The organism is Paenibacillus plantiphilus, from assembly GCF_927798095.1.
In the GTDB taxonomy this organism is placed as follows: Bacteria; Bacillota; Bacilli; order Paenibacillales; family Paenibacillaceae; genus Paenibacillus_Z; species Paenibacillus_Z plantiphilus.
Map to the genome: position 1 here is coordinate 1 of NZ_CAKMMF010000033.1, position 19,562 is coordinate 19,562.

A 19,562-nucleotide genomic window follows, 5' to 3' on the forward strand; every position below is an offset into this window, starting at 1 on the left:
GTCCGCTCGACTTGCATGTATTAGGCACGCCGCCAGCGTTCGTCCTGAGCCAGGATCAAACTCTCCATAAAAGAAGTTTTCGCTTTCGACGCTAGTCGAGAGAGAAAAGCTTCAACGAAGTCTTTCCAAACCGGACTAGCCGGTGAAGAAAAATCTTCAAAGGATGGCTTGTTAGCTCATCGCTGACTTACATTTTAAAACCTGTTTGACAGGTCGCTCATTGTTCAGTTTTCAAAGAACAAATTCTTGTGAAATCCTTGTCGCGTCTAGCTTTTCTTACGCTCGTCCAACTCCGTTTAACGACGTTGTCTCATCGGCGACTTTTATAAGATACCATAGGACCTGTGGGTAATGCAAGCATTATTTTAAAATAATTTTATTCACATGTGGACAATGCGCTTCCATCAACGATAAGAACGCATATTGAGCGCATATCTGGACAGCTCTTTAGGCGAGGCAATACGGGCGTACATGCGGAATATCACCTTGTAGCGTTTCGCAATGGAGGTTTTAATATCACCGTCTAAACGGGAGTCGTTGAGATCAAGCAGCATTTCATCAAGCTCTTTGCGCAGGACGTAGTCGAGTTCTTTGCATTCTCTATCGTTGAACAGTATTCCGAGCATAGCTGGCAGTGTCCCCCTTTTGCAATTCAGCCCTATTGGACCAATAGAAACGGCGCCTTACGCATGTCGCGTTAGACGCCGCCTTATTGGTATGCTCAGAAATTGGAAATTTTATTACCTCTCAAGCAGCCAAACTGTAAATGTACTTTCTATAATGGACGCTGCAAGCAGCATAACTACGATAAGAACCATTGCCGGAAGCGATTTTTTCACGAAATATTCAAGCTCTTGTCCCCATCCTTTGCGGCGGGTGAGTATAACGCCTATACCAGAAAACATGAGCTTGCCAAAACGCATGCCGTAAGCGCAAGCAAACAGGATAGCCGGTATTTCCAATATGCCGTGAGGCAGCAGACCTTTGACGACGATCGTAAATAACATGCCTTCCTCAGAGGCGATGCCGATAACATAACCGAGCACCATTCCATTGATCGCCAAAAATATTAAGGGAACGATACCGAACAAGGAGCCTATATACATTACAAGAATCGCCTTGATCGCGTTATTGAAGAAAATAAAGATCATAAACCAAAGCGAAGAGTTTTCCATCGCATTTATTTTTTGCGCCACTTCACCAAGACCCGATAATTGCCCTTGTATAAAGTTGTCCAGCGCGGGGTTCGTCGCCCCTACAACCATACCAGCTATCAGAATGACCGTGCTAAAAATGATGTAATGCCGCATCTCCTTCAGATGTCCGAATATTTCGCGAAGCGCAAACATAGTAACGCTCACCTCTTCTTATTTTTCTGGTTGGCAATGAATAAGTTTATTGTACGGGCATAGATTGTACTAGAACAAGCCCTATTAGAGAGGAGATTAATGCCGAATGAATATGTTCTATGTATGGAATGGCCGGAAGTTGAAGCGTTATTTGCTGATTGGCATCGGAATTCTTTTTGCCGCTGGAGTTATTTATGCCGAGAAGGATAATATTACGGTGTTCGCTCCCAACCAGCCCGCAGCGATTTACAGTGTGCCTACGGAGAAAAAGGTCGTTGCCTTCACCTTCGACATCAGTTGGGGAGACAAGCGGACAGAGCCAATTCTTGAGGTGCTGAAGCAGAAGAACGTAAGGAAAGCAACCTTCTTCCTATCCTCGCCCTGGAGTCAGTCGCATCCCGAAATCGTTAAAAAAATTGTTGAAGCAGGTTACGAGATCGGCAGCCACGGCCATAAGCATGACAATTACAGCAAGCTTAGCGAGGATGAGATCCGCACTCAAATCCAGACCGCTCACACGATTCTGTCACAGGTAACCGGCAAATCGCCCAACTTAATTCGGCTGCCCAACGGTGATTTTGACAAACGGGTGCTGAGTGTTGCCGAGCAGCTCAACTATAAAGTGATTCAGTGGGACACCGATTCTCTGGACTGGATGAACATCGGAAAGGATAAAATCATTAACCGAGTCGTCAGCAAGGCGCATCCCGGCGACATTATCCTTATGCATGCCAGCGATTCCGTCAAACAAACGCACGAGGCGCTTCCGGTTATTATTGATCAATTGCGTGCGAAGGGCTATGATTTTGTAACGGTGTCCGAGCTGATCGCGCAGACGGATCTTCAAGGCAAGCCGGTGCAGGACAAACCGACGATGTTTGAGCATTTTGATACAGCTTTGGCTGGTTACTAAGGTGGTATCGTTAAACGGCCGGCTTCGCATCTGCTGCGGAGTCGGTCTCTTCTTTGCGCACAAGACGGTGCAGAAGCATAATTTGGTACGCATTGCAGGCGAACAATGGTATGACCATAAAGATTATAGCTGCCGTGTTGCTCTCATCGCCATTGATGCTTGGCCATGATTCTAGAATCGTTACGACAAACAACAGGAACATCGTTGGCGCAATTGCGCTTTTATTGGTCTGCTTTGCCTTGAAATAGGTGACAATTGCTGAGGCCGCAACAAGTGAAAGCGGAAGCACCCAGAAGATCCAGTTATTATTCAACGCCCCTCTGTCCTCGTACAGGTTGTATCCCAGCAGGCCCACTGCGAACAGTGTCGTGTAGCCTTGAAGCGCATTCCACATATAGCTTTTGCGAATAATGCCTAAGGCAATATAGGTCAGAACAAGGTAGGCGAAAAAGCCCATTTGACTAAATGCCCCGAACAGCAGGCCGACAAGCCCCATCATCACCGCATTAAATCCTGCCGCCTCCAGACCCATAAATCCAAAGGAGGGGTCTGTCCACTGCAGAATGCTTCCAACCAGTATGGTTACAACACCGCCCAAGGCCATCGTACTCCAAAATATAAAAAATAATTTGCGCAGATTCAAACTGTCCACTCCTAAACTTTTTTGTGAGGTATGCCGGATATAAGTCAATTATCCGGTTCGTGTGCATCGCTTTATTTTACCATGTCCACTACAAAAAGCTATGCTGCATCCATGATAATCCGATGAACAATGTGCCATACTACAGAACATGAAGCACGTCGCTAAATTAGAAAGGAGACGCGTGAATCATGCTTAAACGTTGCGCAATGCTCATCGCGTGCGTCATGCTGGCTTCTATATTGGCAAGCTGCGGCGCCGAGCCATCCAGCGGGTCGAACGAAGCAGTCAGCTACAAGGACATGAAATCGATGGTTATTGACATACTGAAGACCGAGGATGCTCAAAAAGCATTGCAGGAATCGGCTCAGCAAATGACGGGCAGCACGGGATTCAGCTCGAAAATTATGAGCGTTCAGGATCAGGAGCAGGTACGGCTTGCAGTCAAGGAAACACTTGTGTCGCCAGAATACGATAAGGTTATTGAGAAGCTGATGACCGACCCTAGATTTGCAGGTGAATTCGCCAAATCAGTTAATAAGCAGAACAAACAAATTCATAAAGATCTCATGAAGGATCCCGCTTACCAGAAAGACCTCATACAGGTATTGAAGAGCCCGGAGATGAACCGGATGATTCTGGATGTTCTTCAAAGCACACAGTACCGCAAGCAAGTCTCAACCATCATGCAGGAATCGATGCAAAGCCCAATGTATCGCCTGGAAATTCTGGATTTACTCAAAAAAGCTGTTCAAGAGGAGCTTAAACCGAAGCCCGACGAGAAAGTGAAGAAAGCCGAGGGCGGCGGTGGCAGCGACAGCCAATCCCAAGAGGAATCAGGCGGAGGCTCTGAGGAGGATTCCGAGGGCGAAGGCCAAGGCTCTTCAACTTAGCGGCTGCCGAATAAAAGCCCGCAAGACTGCTTATGCTGCACGAACGCACTAATGGTGCGCACCTTTCAGCAAAATGTCCTTGCGGGCTTCTTTATGGGATCTTTCAGACTTATGGCCGCTGAGCTTCGCATTTGTCGATAACGCGATCAGCAACCTCCAGATACAGCTTGCCATTCTCGGTATCCGCCTTGTAAACCGATGGCGAATAGTCGGGCTCCGACAGATGGTTGTCCGGCGCGCCTAACGGAATTTGAGCAAGCAGCTCGGAGTTGAGCGATTCCGCAAGACGAGCGCCGCCTCCGCGTCCAAAGACGTATTCCACTTCACCGCTCTTGCTTACATAATGGGACATGTTCTCGATCACGCCGATGATCTCATGCTCGGTTTTGATCGCCATCGCTCCTGCCCGCGCTGCGACGAAGGCCGCGGTGGCATGTGGCGTCGTCACAATAATTTCTTTGCTCTGTGGAATAAGCTGATGCACGTCAAGCGCTACATCGCCCGTTCCCGGCGGCAGGTCCAGCAGCAAATAGTCAAGCTCTCCCCACTCGATCTCGGAGAAGAAATTGCGCAGCATCTTGCCGAGCATCGGCCCGCGCCATACGATTGGCGCATTGTCTTCGACGAAGAATCCCATCGACATGACCTGTACGCCGAATTTCTCGATCGGAATGACGCGCTCATTCTCGATTTGCGGGCGATCTTCGATCCCCATCATGTCGGGGATGCTGAAGCCGTAGATGTCGGCGTCAATTATGCCGACACGCTTGCCTCTACGGGCCAGGGCGACCGCCAGATTGACGGTCACCGTGGACTTGCCAACGCCGCCCTTGCCGCTGGCGATGGCGATGAACTGCACCCCGCTGCCGGCTTGCAGCAGCGGATGTGCCTCAAGCCCGGCCCCGTGCCCGCGTACGGGGCCGCTGCTGGCTTGGCCGCCCGCGCCTGCGGCAGCGGCGGCGGGCTTGTCTGCGGCGCGGCTGCTGCCAGCGCCGCCCTGCGCTTGCGCGGGCGCATCCGCGCGCGCCTCACCGGCCCGAAACCGGAAATGCACGGTTTCGGCCCCGGCTCGCGCCAGCGCGTCGCGCAGCGCGCCCTCCAGCGAGGGGTTTGCACCCTCGCTGACCCCAAGGACCGTCAGTGACACATGACGGTCCCTCACCATAACATCGCGGATGGCAACAAGTCCATCCGCACCAAATTGTGCCGCAGCAGATTCTGCGGCCGAAATAACTTCTTCACGAGTTGGCATCTATACTTCGTCCCCTTATTCAACAGACATAGAAAACCTACTATTGCGATTGTAATAAAACCATAATACCATATTCCGACTTCCTGCCAAAACGAATCTAAGCTAAACTTCTATAAATCCATTTATTCTTATGTTAATTACTTCCATATCACTGCGAAGCCGGCTCCCCCGAGCCCCATTTCTCCTTTGCCGTATATCGCAGTATCCCTTGATAGATCGAAGCAGCGACCATTTTCTGATAATTGCTGTCCGCCAATCTGCTCGCTTCACCTGGATTGGAGAGAAAGCCGACCTCAACAAGAGCACTTGGTATATTATCCATCGCCTTCAGCAGATAAACGGTATTGACGGTGGAAGCCACACGCTCCGTATTCTCCAAATTCCGTTTAATCTCATGCTGAATGAACGATGCCAGCACCACATTGTCGGGATGATTCGGATAGAAGAACGTTTGTGCGCCCGACCAGCGGGCAGAAGGTATGCTGTTCATATGGATGCTAATAAACAGCGAGGCCCCCTTATCCTTGACGAATTGAGCCCGTTTCACCAAATCCTCTGTCTTGCGCCGACTAAGCTTGCGTGTTCCTTCCTCCGCCAAATCATAATCGCCCTCGCGCGTCATAACAACGATTGCTCCAGCCTCCTGCAAATAATCGCGGAGCTGCAGCGCAATCGCCAAATTCAGATCCTTCTCCACGACGCCCTGCTTGCTCACAGCACCGCCATCCGCACCGCCATGACCTGCATCTATCGCTACAACCTTGCCGGAGAGCGGCAGCGTCCAATAGGTCCATGTTCGACTGGCAGGTATGTCTTGCGTAAGGAGTACGACAGTGAGTGCAACGGCGACCATGCCCACTACAATACGAATAACACCGCGATATGTAAGCCAGATAACAAAACGATTACGAATTCCGCGCATACAAAAACCACCCCTATTCCACATAAGAAGATAATGTGCGGATTTGACGTTCCTCCGCTTTATTATCATCTTATGGGACGAGGTGGTTCGTTATGCTTTCATCAGCACCGATTAGTTAACCGGCTGGGACATGCCTTCAATCAGAATCTTCGCAACCTCAGGACGCGAGAATTCCGGCGGCGGACAAACACCGTCACGCAGCAATGCGCGAACCTTCGTTCCCGATAGCGTCAAATGCTCCTCGCTGCCATGCGGACAAGTTTTGCTGGAAGCCATATTGCCGCATTTTTTACAGAAGAAGCTGTGCTCGAAGAACAATGGCGTAATGCCGAGCTCATCAGCAGTGAACGTACGGAGCAATTCTTGCGCCTCATAAGTGCCGTAGTAGTCGCCTACACCAGCATGATCGCGCCCAACGATAAAATGGGTACAGCCATAGTTTTTGCGCACCATCGCATGGAAGATCGCCTCACGCGGTCCAGCATAACGCATAGCTGCAGGGAATACGCCGAGAAACGCGCGATCCTGTGGATAGTAGTTCTCCAGCAGAGCGATATAGCTTTTCATCCGAACATTCGCAGGAACGTCATCGGATTTGGTTTCACCAACAAGCGGATTCAGGAACAACGCGTCAACGATCTCCATTGCACACTTCTGAATATATTCATGCGCGCGGTGTACCGGGTTGCGTGTCTGGAATCCAACGATTGTACGCCAGCCCTTCTCAGCGAAAATGCGGCGAGTCTCAGCCGGATCAAAATAAAATTCATTGAATTTCTCCGGAACAGGACGATTCAATACCGTAATCGCGCCGCCAACATAAGTCGATGGACGACCATACAGCTTCGCGACGCCTGGATGTTCTTCATCATCGGTTTTGAAAATATGAAGCGCCTCATGCTTCTGATCAACGCTATAAATGCTCTCAACATCGATTACGCCATATACGATGCCGTCTTCGCCGATTAGTGCGGCGCGCTTGCCTACCGACAGCTCGGCTGCCTTGGCTTCCTCAACAGCAAGTGTAATCGGAATGCTCCATACCGTTCCGTCTGCAAGACGCATACGCTCAACAACCGAGCGATAATCGGCTTCATTCAGAAATCCAGCAAGCGGGGAGAATGCTCCCACACCAATGAGGTCCAAATCAGAAACTGTCCAATTGTTGATTGTGATTGATTGTAAACCAGCTGCTTCTGCAAGCAATGCTTCGCGCTCCGTGCCAGCTGCGACACGATTGATCAAAACACCGCCATGCGGTTTAATGCTGCTCATTGTATGAATGGCCTCCCTTTATTTATGCAGTCCGCATTCTGTTTTTTCTTGACCAGACCAACGTCCTGCGCGCGGATCCTCGCCAGGCATAACTTGGCGCGTACAGTACTCGCAGCCAATGCTTGGGTAGTTATTGTCATGCAATGGATTATAATATACATTGTTCTCGCGAATATAATTCCATACATCCTCTGTCGTCCAGTGCGCGATTGGGTTGAACTTGATCAGCCCGAATTTAGTATCATATTCAACTTTCTTCGAGTTCGCACGTGTAGGCGCTTGATCGCGGCGAATACCGGTAATCCATGCATCATACCTTGAGAGAACTTTGGTCAAAGGCTGTACTTTGCGAATGTTGCAGCATTGGTTCGCATCACTCTTCCACAGCTCATCACCGAACTGCTCCGCTTGCTCCTCCGGCGTAATCTCCGGTTTCATCTGCACAAACTTCATACCGTATATTTCCATCATTTTATCGCGTGTCTCATAGGTTTCCTTGAAATGAAAATCAGTGTCCAAATAGAACACATCCGTGTTCGGACTAATCTTCTGCAGCATATCAACAAGTACAACATCCTCCGCGCCAAAGCTGCAGGCAAATGTAATATTAGGGAATGTTTCTACCGCATATTTCAAAATAGCCTCCGGCGATGCATGCTCGAGCTCTTCCGCCTTTTGATTAACTAGTGCTTCTTTTTCAAAAAGGTTCATGATTGAGTCCCCCCGTTTAGAATTCCTAAAATTAGCTACATTAAATTATACGTCCAACTGCATGAATGTTCAATGACCTAATTGAGCCAAAATGATAAAAAATGCCCTCTCTGGCGTGCAGAGAAGGCATTTTCCTTTGAATAGATTAACGTTTCGAGAACTGAGGCGCACGACGTGCTGCTTTAAGGCCGTACTTCTTACGTTCTTTCATACGTGGGTCACGCGTCAGGAAGCCTGCGCGTTTCAAAGCTGGACGGAATTCCGGATCTGCTTTAAGCAGAGCACGGGAAATACCGTGTCGAATTGCTCCTGCTTGACCGGAAATACCACCGCCATGAGCGATAACGAGTACGTCGTATTTAGACGTCGTGTCCGTCAGGTTAAGTGGTTGTTTCACGATCAGCTTGAGCGTTTCAAGACCAAAGTATTCATTAAGGTCGCGTTTATTGATAACGATTCGTCCTTCACCCGGCACAAGACGTACGCGTGCAACAGAGTGTTTACGACGACCGGTTCCATAGTATTGAACTTGAGCCATGAAACTGTCCTCCCTCTAATTAACCACGAAGTTCGTAAACTTCTGGATTTTGTGCTTGATGCGGGTGCTCCGAACCAGCGTAAACTTTCAGCTTGAGCTTCAGTTTGTCGCCCAGACGATTCTTTGGAAGCATGCCGTGAATAGCAAATTCCAATACGCGCTCTGGTTTGTTTTTCAACATTTCACCAGCAGGTGTTACTTTCAAACCACCTGGGTGCATGGAGTGACGATAGTACATTTTGTTTGCAAGCTTGTTGCCTGTAAGAACAATCTTCTCTGCATTGATGATAACAACGAAATCGCCAGTATCAACGTGCGGAGTGAATTGTGGTTTGTGCTTGCCGCGAATAAGGCTTGCAGCTTCGCTCGCCAGACGGCCAAGCGTCTTGCCAGTCGCATCAATAAGGTGCCACTTGCGTTCTACTTCATTAGGCTTAGCCATAAAGGTGGTGCGCATGAAAGATCCTCCTTCTTCATTTCAACAATCGTTCTCATGTATGAAGAAACGTTATACGTCTCATCTGTTTAAGTACTAGTTTGAATTTGCTTTTGTTGGGGCCATCTTAGTCGGGGCTGTGGGAGAGCCACTAAGAAAGCACAAGTTATATTCTACTATAAATAATTGCTATACGCAAGCAGTTTATTGACTTGTTCTCCCTTATGCAACACTTATTCCGCATACTCAATATCCCACAGCATCAGACCGTGCGCCATTGCGGTCGGTCCTGCTGCTGAGCGATCCCTTGCTTGCAGAATAGCAGCCATTTGGGCAGCTTCTCTTTTCCCTTGTCCGACCCACAATAATGTTCCGACAATGATGCGCACCATATTGAACAGGAAGCCATTGCCGGTCACATAGATGTCCAGCTTGCCATCTCCTTCTACAAGCCAGGCGTCATATATTGTTCTGACATGACTGGACTTCGTAGATTGCCGCGAGGCAAAGGAAGTAAAGTCATACTCGCCAATTAGCGCAGCAAGCGCCGACTGCATCGCAGCAACATTAAGAGGAGTGGGATGATGGAACCGATAGTTCCGTTCAAATACATCCGGGAACTTGTTAGTATCGATTGTATATTTGTACGTCTTCTTCTTCGCTGAGCGACGCGAATGGAATTCAAGCGATACCTCATCAGCATGAAGAACGACAATATCCTTAGGCAGACGAGTGTTCAATGCGAGCGCCCAACGTTCAACAGGAATACTTGAATGCGTAAAAAAGTTGAACACCTGTCCGCGTGCATGAACACCTGCATCGGTGCGGCCCGAACCAATAATACGCTCATCTTCCCCAGTGATAGCCTTATTGGCCTTCTCTATAATATCCTGTACCGTATTGCCGCCCGGCTGCGTCTGAAAGCCATAGTAACCTGTACCGTCATAGCTGACTACCATCCTGATATTCCTCATCCGGCACCTCCAGCCTGTTCACTTAGAGCTCGTCACATCGGCAAATAAAAAAAGGTGGCCGTAAGGCCCACCCTTTCTTGTTTACGCACGATCCACCAGTTCCAAGTACACCATAGGTGCAGCATCGCCGCGGCGAGGACCTAGCTTCAGAATCCGCGTATATCCGCCTGGACGTTCCGAGTAACGGGTAGCCAGATCGGAGAACAGCTTCTGGATTGCATCAGGTCCGCCATCGATGGACTCGCGGCGAACATAAGCAGCAACCTGACGACGAGCGTGAAGATCGCCACGCTTAGCAAGCGTGATCAGCTTCTCAGCGATTGGGCGAAGCTCTTTCGCTTTTGCTTCCGTCGTTTGGATGCGCTCATACAGGAACAAGTCAGTGACGAGATCGCGGAATAATGCTTTACGCGAGCTAGCATCACGGCTTAGTTTTGAATATGCCATTGATTTCCCCTCCTTTAAAAGATTTGCAAAGCAAATCTATCTGTGTAACGTAACCGGTCGACTAGTCTTCCATGCGAAGGCCAAGACCAAGTTCTTCAAGCTTCTCTTGTACTTCCTCCAAAGATTTGCGACCAAGGTTGCGCACCTTCATCATATCTTCTTCGGTTTTCGTAATCAGCTCTTGAACGGTGTTAATGCCTGCACGTTTCAGACAATTGTAAGAGCGTACGGAGAGATCCAATTCCTCGATCGTCATCTCCAGCACTTTCTCTTTCTTGTCTTCTTCCTTCTCGACCATGATTTCCGCATCTTTGGCTTCATCCGTCAGACCAACGAATAAATCAAGGTGCTCGGTTAAAATTTTTGCGCCGAGGCTAACTGCTTCTTCCGGCCTGATGCTGCCGTCAGTCCATACTTCAAGTGTCAGCTTATCATAGTTGGTCACTTGACCGACGCGAGTATTTTCAACGCTATAGTTGATGCGTGTAATCGGCGTGTAAATGGAATCTACAGGGATCACGCCAATTGGCTGATCATCCCGTTTATTGCGATCCGCTTGAACATAACCGCGTCCACGATTTGCGAATACCCGCATATGGAGACGTGCACCGGAGGCAAGTGTTGCGATATGAAGATCAGGGCTTAAAATTTCGACATCGCTATCGGCGCGAATATCAGCAGCCGTAACGATACCATCGCCCTCAGCGTCGATTTCCAAAACCTTCTCTTCGTCGGAATGGATTTTCAACGAGAGTCCCTTAAGGTTCAGGATGATCTCGGTTACGTCCTCAATTACGCCTGGAACCGTCGAGAATTCGTGAAGAACTCCATCGATTTGAACCGATGTCACAGCTGCGCCAGGCAGCGATGACAGCAGAATCCGGCGCAAAGAATTACCTAGTGTCGTGCCGTAGCCGCGTTCCAGCGGCTCGACGACGAAACGTCCGTAAGTGCCTTCCTCATTCAGTTCTACGGTTTCGATTTTCGGCTTTTCGATCTCAATCACTAATAGTACCCTCCTTCAAAACGTCGCTCCGCTACAATTATCGCTAGTGATGTCAAATCATGTAGTATGCCAAACCTTCACAACCATTATTCACAAGTTGGAGATATTTGATACCACGTGCATTTGACTATACGCGACGACGTTTTGGCGGACGGCATCCGTTATGTGGAACTGGTGTGACGTCTCTAATAATATTCACTTCAAGACCTGCAGCTTGCAGTGAGCGAATTGCTGCTTCACGGCCAGCGCCTGGACCTTTAACAACCACTTCCACAGATTTCATGCCGTGTTCCATTGCCGCTTTTGCAGCGGATTCAGCAGCCATTTGAGCTGCGAATGGTGTGCTTTTACGGGAACCTTTAAAACCGAGGTTACCCGAGCTTGCCCAAGAAATCGCATTGCCGTGAGGGTCAGTGATCGTGACGATCGTGTTGTTGAACGTCGAGCGGATGTGTGCTACGCCCGACTCGATATTTTTACGGTCACGACGTTTGGTACGAACCACTTTCTTTGGTTTAGCCATTTCGGTTATCCCCCCTTATTATTTCTTCTTGTTCGCTACAGTCCGACGAGGACCTTTACGCGTACGAGCATTGGTTTTCGTGCGCTGACCGCGAACAGGAAGACCACGGCGGTGACGAACACCACGGTAGCAGCCAATCTCAATCAGACGCTTAATGTTAAGCGAAATCTCGCGACGAAGGTCGCCTTCAACTTTAACCGATTTATCAATCGTTTCGCGCAAACGGCTTACTTCATCTTCAGTCAAATCGCGAACGCGTGTTTCGGCGCTGATGCCAGTCGTGCTCAGAATTTTCTGTGCAGTCGTAGTACCAATACCGAAAATGTACGTTAATGCGATTACGACGCGTTTATCGCGAGGTAAGTCTACACCAGCTATACGTGCCATGTGTCGTTTCCTCCTTTATCCTTGTTTTTGTTTGTGTTTCGGATTTTCACAGATCACCATAACATTGCCTTTGCGACGAATAACTTTGCATTTCTCGCAAATGGGCTTGACCGAAGGTCTGACTTTCATCGTGATTACCTCCTGAATTCTCTCGTCAGCAGATCATTGCGGATCTACTTCCGATAGGTAATGCGTCCTTTAGACAAATCATAAGGCGATAACTGGACGACTACTTTGTCTCCTGTCAGAATGCGAATAAAGTGCATTCTGAGCTTGCCCGATACATGGGCCAGAATTTGGTGTCCGTTCTCCAGCTCTACCTTGAATACAGCATTGGGCAGCGGCTCGACGACCGTACCTTCGACTTCAATAACGTCTTCTTTGGACACAGTCATTCCCCTTTCAGTTGCGCAAACTTCTGAATTACAAAACGCAGCTTGGCGTTTGTTACACGGCCGGATTCCCGCATGCTGTCAGTCACTTCATGACTGACGACCGGTTGCAATAGAAGATGTGTTACATTCTTCTTCTTAGGTTGATCGAATCGCCGTTTGTCTCCATCAGCGATAAGGACAAAGCGCTCGTCTATGACGCCAATAATGACAGCATAGCCGCCCTCGTCCTTGCCTCGCATAACTTTTACGATCCGGCCGATCTCTGGCATATGTTCCAATGCGCTCAACCTGCCTGCTCTCTGGATTGAGTTAATATTTCGCAGCCGTTCTCGGTTACAGCCACAGTATGCTCAAAGTGAGCGCACCATGTGTCATCCACAGTAACGACTGTCCAATTATCCTCCAGCGTACGAACATAACGCTCGCCGATGACAACCATCGGTTCGATCGCCAGAACCATGCCCGGTTTCAGACGTGGACCGCGATCAGGTACGCCGTAGTTTGGAATCTGCGGTTCTTCATGGAGACTTGCTCCAATGCCGTGACCTACATATTCTCGCACTACGGAGAAGCCAGCTGCTTCGATCACTTGTTGAATCGCATGCGAGACAGTGAACAGCCGCACATCCGCCTTCACCATTGCAAGGCCGGCGTACAGGGACTGTTCAGTCACTTCCAGCAGACGGTTTGTTTCTTCACTGATGTCGCCAACGCCGTAGGTCCAGGCGGAATCGCCATGGTAGCCCCCGTATTGCGCGCCGATATCAATGCTGATAATGTCGCCATCATTCAGCTTTCGTGATCCCGGAATACCGTGCACCAGCTCGTTATTAACAGAAGCGCAAATGCTGGCAGGAAATTGATTGTAGCCTTTAAAAGAAGGCAATGCGTCTTGACTGCGAATGTACGACTCGGCGATACCATCCAGCTCCTTGGTCGTTATTCCAGGACGTATCGCTTGTTTCAGCAAACGATGCGTCTCGGCAACGATCCTGCCAGCTTCTCTCATATATCGCAATTCCGCTTCGGATTTGCATATGATCATTATACCGAACCCCGCAGACAGGCTGTAATTTCTCCTGTTACTTCGTCGATTTCCTTCTCGCCGTTTACTTCTCTCAGCAATCCTTTGCCTGAATAGTAATCAAGCAGCAGTGATGTCTTCGAGATATATTCGTCAAGACGTGTTCCGACTTTCGCTTCCGTATCGTCTGACCGCTGATACAGCTCGCCGCCGCATTTATCGCAAACGCCTTCTTGCTTCGGCGGATTGAACATAACATGATAAGTCGCGCCACAAGCTTTACAAATGCGGCGACCGGTCAGACGCGCAAGCAGCAAGCCACGGTCTACCTTTAAGTTAACGACATGATCGATGCTGCGGCCCATTTCAGCCAGCATTTCGTCCAGTGCCTCAGCTTGCTGAAGCGTGCGCGGAAACCCGTCAAGCAGAAAACCGGAGTTGCAATCCTCAAGCTGCAGACGCTCACGAACGATACCGTTCGTAATTTCATCCGGAACGAGAAGACCTTGATCGACATACTCCTTCGCCTTTTGACCAAGTGCCGTGCCCTGCTTCATCGCGAGCCGAAAAGCATCGCCGGTCGAAATGTGCGGAACACCGAAAGTGTCTACAATTCGTTCGGCCTGCGTACCTTTGCCAGCGCCCGGAGGGCCCATGAATAAAATGTTCATTAGCGTGTTCCTCGCTTTAAGCACAATAGGCTCTAAGCGGGTTCCGTCACATGCAACATGCGCGGAATCCCGGTTTTGAACCTATCATTATTTATTGATAAACCCTTTGTAATGGCGCTTGATCAATTGTGTCTCGATCTGCTTCATCGTATCAAGTGCAACACCGACAACGATTAGCAATGCGGTACCGCCAAGCTGAACACCTGTAGGTAATCCGGCAAGAGAGCCGAGAGCTATAGGCGTCAATGAGATAAGCGCCAGGAAGATCGCTCCGCTCAGAGTAATCCGTGACATAACGCGAGTAATGAAGGATGAGGTTGGCTTGCCTGGACGAACGCCAGGAATATATCCACCGTTCTTCTTCATTTGATCGGCCATTTGAACCGGATTGATTTGCACAAACGTGTAGAAGAATGTAAATCCGATAATCAACAGTACATAAAGCACCATACCGAGCGGTTTATCATAGAACAAGTTGTCTTTCACCCAAATCGCCCAAGCATGTGTAGACCAGAATTGTGCGATTGTAGCTGGGAATGCCAAGAGCGAGCTTGCGAAGATAACCGGGATAACGCCTGCTCCATTAACCTTCAATGGAATATGCGTCGATTGACCACCGTACATTTTCCGTCCAACAACACGTTTAGCATATTGAACCGGGATTTTGCGTATTCCTTGCTGAACAAAGATAACGGCGACTAGTATTGCAATGACCACTAGGACCATAACAACCGCCTTAACGATGTTCAAGAACAGCTGATCTCCAGCATCTAAGAATTGATCGTTGTAGATCGTCTGGATTTGACCAGGAATACCAGCTACGATACCGGCAAAGATCAGAATCGAAATTCCGTTACCAATGCCTCTCTCCGTAATCTGCTCACCGAGCCACATCAGGAAGGATGTACCGGCAGTCAGAATAATCGCAATCATGACGTAGTCCGTGAACGTAGCCCCAGGAACCATCTCATATTGATATTGTCTGTTAAAGCCGATCGCTGTACCGAAACCTTGAATCAACGCGAGTATAACTGTACCGTAACGCGTGATTTGAGCCAGCTTGCGTTTGCCGTTCTCGCCTTCCTTTGCCCATTCGGCAAATTTAGGAATAACGTCCATCGACAGCAATTGTACGATGATTGACGAAGTGATGTAAGGTATGATCCCGATCGCGAAGATAGAGAACTGGAACAATGCACCACCGGAGAAGGTGTTAAGCAAACCGAACAAATCTCCGCCCTGATCCATACTTTTGAATACGTCTTTATTTACTCCAGGCACCGGAATAAAGGAACCTAAACGGTAAATCAACAAGATGAACAGTGTAAAAATAATCCGCTTGCGAAGGTCTTCCACTTTCCATATGTTGGAAATGGTCTTTAACAATTAGATCACCTCGGTTTTACCGCCGGCAGCCTGGATTTTCTCTACCGCAGATTGAGAGAATTTGTTTGCTTTTACGGTAAGCTTAGCCGTGATTTCGCCATTGCCCAAAACTTTAATGCCGCTTTGTGGGTTTTTGACGATACCTTGCTCAATTAGCAACTCAGGTGTTACTTCTGTTCCATCTGTGAAGCTGTTCAGCTCATCGATATTTACAATCGCATACTCTTTACGGAACGGATTGTTGAAACCACGCTTAGGTACGCGACGATACAATGGGTTTTGTCCGCCTTCGAATCCAGGACGGACACCGCCACCGGAACGAGCATTTTGACCCTTGTGACCGCGACCAGCTGTTTTGCCGTTGCCGCTACCGATACCACGGCCTTTGCGGAAGCCCTCTTTACGAGAACCCGGTGCTGATGCCAGATCATGCAATTTCATCGTACGTTGCACCTCCTTATTATTTCTACCACCAACTAATGGCGATTTATGCTTTTACTTCTTCAACTTTAATCAAGTGGCTAACACTGTTCACCATACCGCGAATGGCGGGGCTGTCACTGTGGACAACCGATTGGCGAATCTTACGCAGACCCAGCGTAGCAACTGTCGCACGCTGTTTCTCGTTACGACCGATTAGGCTGCGAACGAGGGTGATTTGCAATTTTGCCATCGAATTTCCCTCCTTAACCCAAAAGCTCTTGTACGGTTTTTCCGCGCAGTTTGGCAACATCCTCAGCGCGTTTCAGGCGGGACAGCCCTTCCAGCGTTGCGTTAACCATGTTCATGGAATTGGATGAACCAAGCGATTTCGTAAGAATGTCGCCTACTCCAGCCAGCTCAAGAACCGCACGAACAGGACCGCCAGCAATCACTCCGGTACCTTCCGATGCCGGTTTGAGAAGCACGCGTCCTGCACCGAAATGACCAAGAACTAGATGCGGAATAGTTGTGTTTACGAGTGGAACGAGGATCAGGTTTTTCTTAGCATCCTCGATGCCTTTACGAATAGCATCTGGTACTTCGCCCGCTTTGCCGATACCAGCTCCAACATGACCTTTGCCGTCGCCGACAACTACAAGTGCACTAAAGCTGAAACGGCGTCCGCCTTTTACAACTTTCGAAACACGGTTGATTTGGACTACTTTTTCAGTCAGTTCTAACGTATTCGGATCTATACGCAAGTCGTTTTACCTCCTTAATGAATATTTGAATCAGAATTTCAGACCGGCTTCGCGTGCTGCGTCTGCCAGCGCTTGAACTCTGCCGTGGTACAAGTAACCGCCGCGATCGAATACAACTTCCTCATGACCTTTTGCTTTTGCACGAGCTGCAATCAATTCGCCGATTTTGCGAGCGGATTCGACGTTGCCGCCGTTGCCCACCTGTGCTGCAACTTCTTTATCAAGCGTAGATGCAGCAGCGATTGTTACGCCTTGTACATCATCGATCAATTGAGCATAGATGTGTTTCGAGGAACGGAATACAGAGAGACGCGGACGTTGCGTAGTTCCACTGATTTTCTTACGAACACGCAGGTGACGCTTCAGACGCGCTTTGTTTTTATCAGCTTTCGTAATCATTCGTTGCACACTCCTTTCCTTGGTCCTTATGAAGCTCTTCTATTTAAGCAGCCGCTCTTGGCTGCTTATTTTTTCTTACCTGCTTTACCTTCTTTACGAAGAATGCGCTCGCCTTCGTACTTAATACCTTTACCTTTATACGGCTCAGGCTCACGAACGGAACGAATTTTTGCAGCAGTTGCGCCAACGAGTTCTTTGTCGATACCCTTCACGATAATTTTCGTGTTAGATGGCACTTCGAACTCAATGCCGCCTTCCGGTGTAATCTCAACCGGATGGGAGTAACCAACGTTCAGCACGACTTTATCGCCTGCTTTGCTTGCACGGTAACCAACGCCTACGAGCTCCAGGTTTTTCGCAAAACCTTCGGATACTCCGTTCACCATGTTAGCGATGATGCTGCGGGTTGTTCCGTGCAGGGAACGATGCAATTTATTGTCAGAAGGACGCTCTACAGTGATTACACTGTCCGCTACTACCACTTTCATATCCTTGTGGATTTCACGGCTCAATGAACCTTTAGGTCCTTTAACGGTAATGAAGCTGTTGTCCAAGTCGATGTTTACGCCACCGGGTACTTGGATCGGTTTACGGCCAATACGAGACATTGTTGCACCTCCAATCTTTGTGACAGTTAATTACCAAACGTAGCAGACTACTTCGCCACCAGATTTCACTTGGCGAGCTTCTTTATCGGTCATAATCCCTTTGGACGTGGAAATGATCGCCATTCCAAGGCCGCCCAGTACGCGAGGGACTTCATTGCTTTTCGTGTAGACGCGCAGTCCCGGTTTGCTGATACGTTTCAGGCCGGTAATGACACGCTCTTGGTTAGGGCCGTATTTCAAGAAGATACGGATAATCCCTTGTTTGTTATCTTCGATATACTCAGCATCACGGATAAAGCCCTCACGCTTCAAAATTTCAGCGATTTGCTTCTTAACTTTCGAAGCAGGCATTTCAACCGTCTCGTGACGAACAACGTTAGCGTTACGAATGCGAGTCAGCATATCTGCGATCGGATCAGACATAACCATTGTATTAACCTCCTTCCCGAACTAGGCTGATTACCAGCTTGCTTTTTTAACGCCAGGAATCTGGCCTTTGTGTGCTAATTCACGGAAACAAATCCGGCAAATTTTAAACTTTTGCAAAACGGAATGTGGACGGCCGCAACGCTCGCAGCGCGTGTATGCACGCACTTTGAATTTTGGTGCTCGTTGCTGCTTGATCTTCATCGAAGTTTTTGCCACTTGGTATTACACCTCCTGTGGATTACTTCGTAAATGGCATGCCCAGTTGGGTCAGCAATTCACGTGATTCCTCGTCCGTTTTTGCCGTCGTGACGATGACGACGTCCATACCACGCACTTTATCAACTTTATCATACTCAATTTCAGGGAAGATAAGTTGCTCTTTCAAGCCCAGTGTATAGTTGCCGCGACCATCGAACGCTTTGTTCGATACACCGCGGAAATCACGTACGCGAGGAAGAGATACGTTGAACAGTTTGTCAAGGAAGTAGTACATGCGCTCACCGCGCAGCGTTACTTTAACCCCAATTGGCATGTTCTCGCGAAGTTTGAAGCCCGCGATCGATTTCTTCGCACGAGTTACAACAGGTTTTTGACCTGTAATCAAGCGAAGCTCTTCAACAGCAACATCAAGTACTTTAGAGTTCGAAACAGCCTCACCCATACCAATGTTGATGACGACTTTCTCAACCTTAGGCACTTGCATTACTGTCGTATAGTTGAACTTCTGCATCAATGCAGGAGTAATTTCATTCAAGAAACGATCTTTCATTCTTGCTGCCATGGTTCATGGTCCTCCTTTCTCTAACGGTCAATTAATCGATAACTTCTCCGGATCTTTTGGCGATCCGAACTTTTTTGCCGTTGTCGAGCACTTTGTATCCGATACGAGTTACTTTACCGCTCTTCGGATCAACGTGCATCACGTTCGAAACGTGAATTGGCGCTTCTTGCTCAACGATGCCACCCTGCGGATTTTGCTGGGAAGGACGCGTATGCTTCTTCACCATGTTAACGCCTTCGACGAGTACGCGATTCTCACGTGGATACGCTGCAATGACACGGCCTTTCTTGCCTTTGTCTTTACCAGTAATCACGATAATCGAGTCGTCTTTCTTCACGTGCAATTTATTGTTGTGTGATTCCAACACTTTTTTCACCTTTGGCATGAGTTACACCTCCTGCATCTTGCGCTAATACGCA

Annotated in this window: 31 protein-coding genes and 1 rRNA gene; 2 read left to right on the forward strand and 30 right to left on the reverse strand. The window is 48.7% G+C overall.

All coding sequences use genetic code 11. The annotated features are described in order from the left end of the window. From L6H65_RS22340 to L6H65_RS22350, 3 genes are all read right to left on the reverse strand, one after another. Positions 1-71: ribosomal RNA gene (locus L6H65_RS22340) — 16S ribosomal RNA — on the reverse strand; the annotation flags it as partial. Between the two features lie 333 nt (positions 72-404). Then, entirely contained in the window at positions 405-626 is a 222-nt protein-coding gene (locus tag L6H65_RS22345; RefSeq protein WP_236345040.1) for a hypothetical protein, read from the reverse strand. Between the two features lie 114 nt (positions 627-740). Further along, positions 741-1,349, reverse strand: coding sequence for a stage II sporulation protein M (locus tag L6H65_RS22350; RefSeq protein WP_236345042.1), 609 nt, complete (start codon positions 1,347-1,349; stop codon positions 741-743). 106 nt (positions 1,350-1,455) lie between these two features. On the opposite strand from L6H65_RS22350, the gene pdaB reads away from it, so the two are divergent. Continuing rightward, positions 1,456-2,262, forward strand: a complete 807-nt coding sequence (gene pdaB / locus L6H65_RS22355) for a polysaccharide deacetylase family sporulation protein PdaB (protein ID WP_236345043.1) — start codon at positions 1,456-1,458, stop codon at positions 2,260-2,262. 10 nt (positions 2,263-2,272) lie between these two features. On the opposite strand, the gene L6H65_RS22360 is transcribed toward pdaB, so the two are convergent. Beyond that, positions 2,273-2,905, reverse strand: coding sequence for a KinB-signaling pathway activation protein (locus L6H65_RS22360; RefSeq protein WP_236345044.1), 633 nt, complete (start codon positions 2,903-2,905; stop codon positions 2,273-2,275). A 188-nt stretch (positions 2,906-3,093) separates the two neighbouring features. Here L6H65_RS22360 and gerD point away from each other — a divergent pair, with 188 nt between their 5' ends. Further along, positions 3,094-3,795 (forward strand): spore germination lipoprotein GerD, encoded by a 702-nt coding sequence (gene gerD / locus L6H65_RS22365; protein WP_236345045.1) that lies wholly within the window; start codon positions 3,094-3,096, stop codon positions 3,793-3,795. Between the two features lie 109 nt (positions 3,796-3,904). On the opposite strand, the gene salA is transcribed toward gerD, so the two are convergent. The 26 genes from salA to rplX form a co-directional block, all read right to left on the reverse strand. Continuing rightward, positions 3,905-5,047: an iron-sulfur carrier protein/transcriptional regulator SalA gene (gene salA, locus L6H65_RS22370; protein WP_236345046.1), complete on the reverse strand. Its 1,143-nt coding sequence runs from the start codon at positions 5,045-5,047 to the stop codon at positions 3,905-3,907. A 148-nt stretch (positions 5,048-5,195) separates the two neighbouring features. Then, positions 5,196-5,969 (reverse strand): N-acetylmuramoyl-L-alanine amidase CwlD, encoded by a 774-nt coding sequence (gene cwlD, locus L6H65_RS22375; RefSeq protein ID WP_236345047.1) that lies wholly within the window; start codon positions 5,967-5,969, stop codon positions 5,196-5,198. Positions 5,970-6,080: 111 nt separating this feature from the next. After that, on the reverse strand, positions 6,081-7,244 hold the full coding sequence (gene sat / locus L6H65_RS22380; protein WP_236345048.1) for a sulfate adenylyltransferase: 1,164 nt from the start codon (positions 7,242-7,244) through the stop codon (positions 6,081-6,083). An 18-nt stretch (positions 7,245-7,262) separates the two neighbouring features. Beyond that, positions 7,263-7,955: a phosphoadenylyl-sulfate reductase gene (locus tag L6H65_RS22385; RefSeq protein WP_236345050.1), complete on the reverse strand. Its 693-nt coding sequence runs from the start codon at positions 7,953-7,955 to the stop codon at positions 7,263-7,265. A gap of 145 nt (positions 7,956-8,100) precedes the next feature. Beyond that, positions 8,101-8,493: a 30S ribosomal protein S9 gene (gene rpsI / locus L6H65_RS22390; protein ID WP_236345051.1), complete on the reverse strand. Its 393-nt coding sequence runs from the start codon at positions 8,491-8,493 to the stop codon at positions 8,101-8,103. A 19-nt stretch (positions 8,494-8,512) separates the two neighbouring features. After that, positions 8,513-8,950 (reverse strand): 50S ribosomal protein L13, encoded by a 438-nt coding sequence (gene rplM, locus L6H65_RS22395; RefSeq protein WP_236345052.1) that lies wholly within the window; start codon positions 8,948-8,950, stop codon positions 8,513-8,515. A gap of 212 nt (positions 8,951-9,162) precedes the next feature. Then, positions 9,163-9,903 carry a tRNA pseudouridine(38-40) synthase TruA gene (truA, locus tag L6H65_RS22400; protein WP_236345053.1) on the reverse strand — a complete coding sequence of 247 codons (741 nt, stop codon included), beginning with the start codon at positions 9,901-9,903 and terminating at the stop codon, positions 9,163-9,165. 81 nt (positions 9,904-9,984) lie between these two features. Further along, a complete protein-coding gene (gene rplQ, locus L6H65_RS22405; protein WP_236345054.1) occupies positions 9,985-10,350 on the reverse strand; it encodes a 50S ribosomal protein L17 in 366 nt (121 codons plus the stop codon). Between the two features lie 61 nt (positions 10,351-10,411). Beyond that, complete coding sequence (locus L6H65_RS22410; protein ID WP_236345055.1) at positions 10,412-11,356, reverse strand: DNA-directed RNA polymerase subunit alpha; 945 nt, start codon at positions 11,354-11,356, stop codon at positions 10,412-10,414. Positions 11,357-11,483: 127 nt separating this feature from the next. Next, complete coding sequence (gene rpsK / locus L6H65_RS22415; protein WP_236345057.1) at positions 11,484-11,879, reverse strand: 30S ribosomal protein S11; 396 nt, start codon at positions 11,877-11,879, stop codon at positions 11,484-11,486. An 18-nt stretch (positions 11,880-11,897) separates the two neighbouring features. Continuing rightward, a complete protein-coding gene (gene rpsM, locus L6H65_RS22420) occupies positions 11,898-12,266 on the reverse strand; it encodes a 30S ribosomal protein S13 (protein WP_219874757.1) in 369 nt (122 codons plus the stop codon). 15 nt (positions 12,267-12,281) lie between these two features. Next, positions 12,282-12,395: a 50S ribosomal protein L36 gene (gene rpmJ, locus L6H65_RS22425; RefSeq protein ID WP_003333770.1), complete on the reverse strand. Its 114-nt coding sequence runs from the start codon at positions 12,393-12,395 to the stop codon at positions 12,282-12,284. A 44-nt stretch (positions 12,396-12,439) separates the two neighbouring features. Beyond that, positions 12,440-12,655, reverse strand: a complete 216-nt coding sequence (infA, locus tag L6H65_RS22430; RefSeq protein WP_236345059.1) for a translation initiation factor IF-1 — start codon at positions 12,653-12,655, stop codon at positions 12,440-12,442. Positions 12,656-12,657: 2 nt separating this feature from the next. Beyond that, positions 12,658-12,930: a KOW domain-containing RNA-binding protein gene (locus tag L6H65_RS22435; protein WP_236345143.1), complete on the reverse strand. Its 273-nt coding sequence runs from the start codon at positions 12,928-12,930 to the stop codon at positions 12,658-12,660. A gap of 14 nt (positions 12,931-12,944) precedes the next feature. Then, a complete protein-coding gene (map, locus tag L6H65_RS22440) occupies positions 12,945-13,706 on the reverse strand; it encodes a type I methionyl aminopeptidase (RefSeq protein WP_236345061.1) in 762 nt (253 codons plus the stop codon). Further along, on the reverse strand, positions 13,706-14,356 hold the full coding sequence (locus L6H65_RS22445) for an adenylate kinase (RefSeq protein WP_236345063.1): 651 nt from the start codon (positions 14,354-14,356) through the stop codon (positions 13,706-13,708). The genes map and L6H65_RS22445 overlap by 1 nt, the downstream gene beginning before the upstream one ends. Positions 14,357-14,443: 87 nt before the next feature. Then, a complete protein-coding gene (gene secY, locus L6H65_RS22450) occupies positions 14,444-15,742 on the reverse strand; it encodes a preprotein translocase subunit SecY (protein WP_236345065.1) in 1,299 nt (432 codons plus the stop codon). Continuing rightward, entirely contained in the window at positions 15,743-16,183 is a 441-nt protein-coding gene (gene rplO / locus L6H65_RS22455; protein ID WP_236345067.1) for a 50S ribosomal protein L15, read from the reverse strand. It abuts the gene before it with no gap. Positions 16,184-16,229: 46 nt separating this feature from the next. Next, on the reverse strand, positions 16,230-16,415 hold the full coding sequence (rpmD, locus tag L6H65_RS22460; protein ID WP_236345069.1) for a 50S ribosomal protein L30: 186 nt from the start codon (positions 16,413-16,415) through the stop codon (positions 16,230-16,232). Between the two features lie 13 nt (positions 16,416-16,428). Next, the gene (gene rpsE / locus L6H65_RS22465; protein ID WP_219874750.1) at positions 16,429-16,926 is read right to left on the reverse strand and encodes a 30S ribosomal protein S5; all 498 of its coding nucleotides are present in this window, start codon (positions 16,924-16,926) and stop codon (positions 16,429-16,431) included. A 30-nt stretch (positions 16,927-16,956) separates the two neighbouring features. Then, complete coding sequence (gene rplR / locus L6H65_RS22470) at positions 16,957-17,325, reverse strand: 50S ribosomal protein L18 (RefSeq protein WP_236345071.1); 369 nt, start codon at positions 17,323-17,325, stop codon at positions 16,957-16,959. Positions 17,326-17,390: 65 nt separating this feature from the next. Beyond that, on the reverse strand, positions 17,391-17,933 hold the full coding sequence (rplF, locus tag L6H65_RS22475; protein ID WP_236345073.1) for a 50S ribosomal protein L6: 543 nt from the start codon (positions 17,931-17,933) through the stop codon (positions 17,391-17,393). Positions 17,934-17,963: 30 nt separating this feature from the next. Then, positions 17,964-18,362, reverse strand: a complete 399-nt coding sequence (rpsH, locus tag L6H65_RS22480; RefSeq protein WP_236345074.1) for a 30S ribosomal protein S8 — start codon at positions 18,360-18,362, stop codon at positions 17,964-17,966. 30 nt (positions 18,363-18,392) lie between these two features. After that, a complete protein-coding gene (locus L6H65_RS22485; RefSeq protein WP_236345075.1) occupies positions 18,393-18,578 on the reverse strand; it encodes a type Z 30S ribosomal protein S14 in 186 nt (61 codons plus the stop codon). A gap of 22 nt (positions 18,579-18,600) precedes the next feature. Next, positions 18,601-19,143, reverse strand: coding sequence for a 50S ribosomal protein L5 (rplE, locus tag L6H65_RS22490; protein ID WP_236345076.1), 543 nt, complete (start codon positions 19,141-19,143; stop codon positions 18,601-18,603). 31 nt (positions 19,144-19,174) lie between these two features. Then, on the reverse strand, positions 19,175-19,528 hold the full coding sequence (rplX, locus tag L6H65_RS22495; protein ID WP_236345077.1) for a 50S ribosomal protein L24: 354 nt from the start codon (positions 19,526-19,528) through the stop codon (positions 19,175-19,177). Positions 19,529-19,562 lie beyond the last annotated feature (34 nt).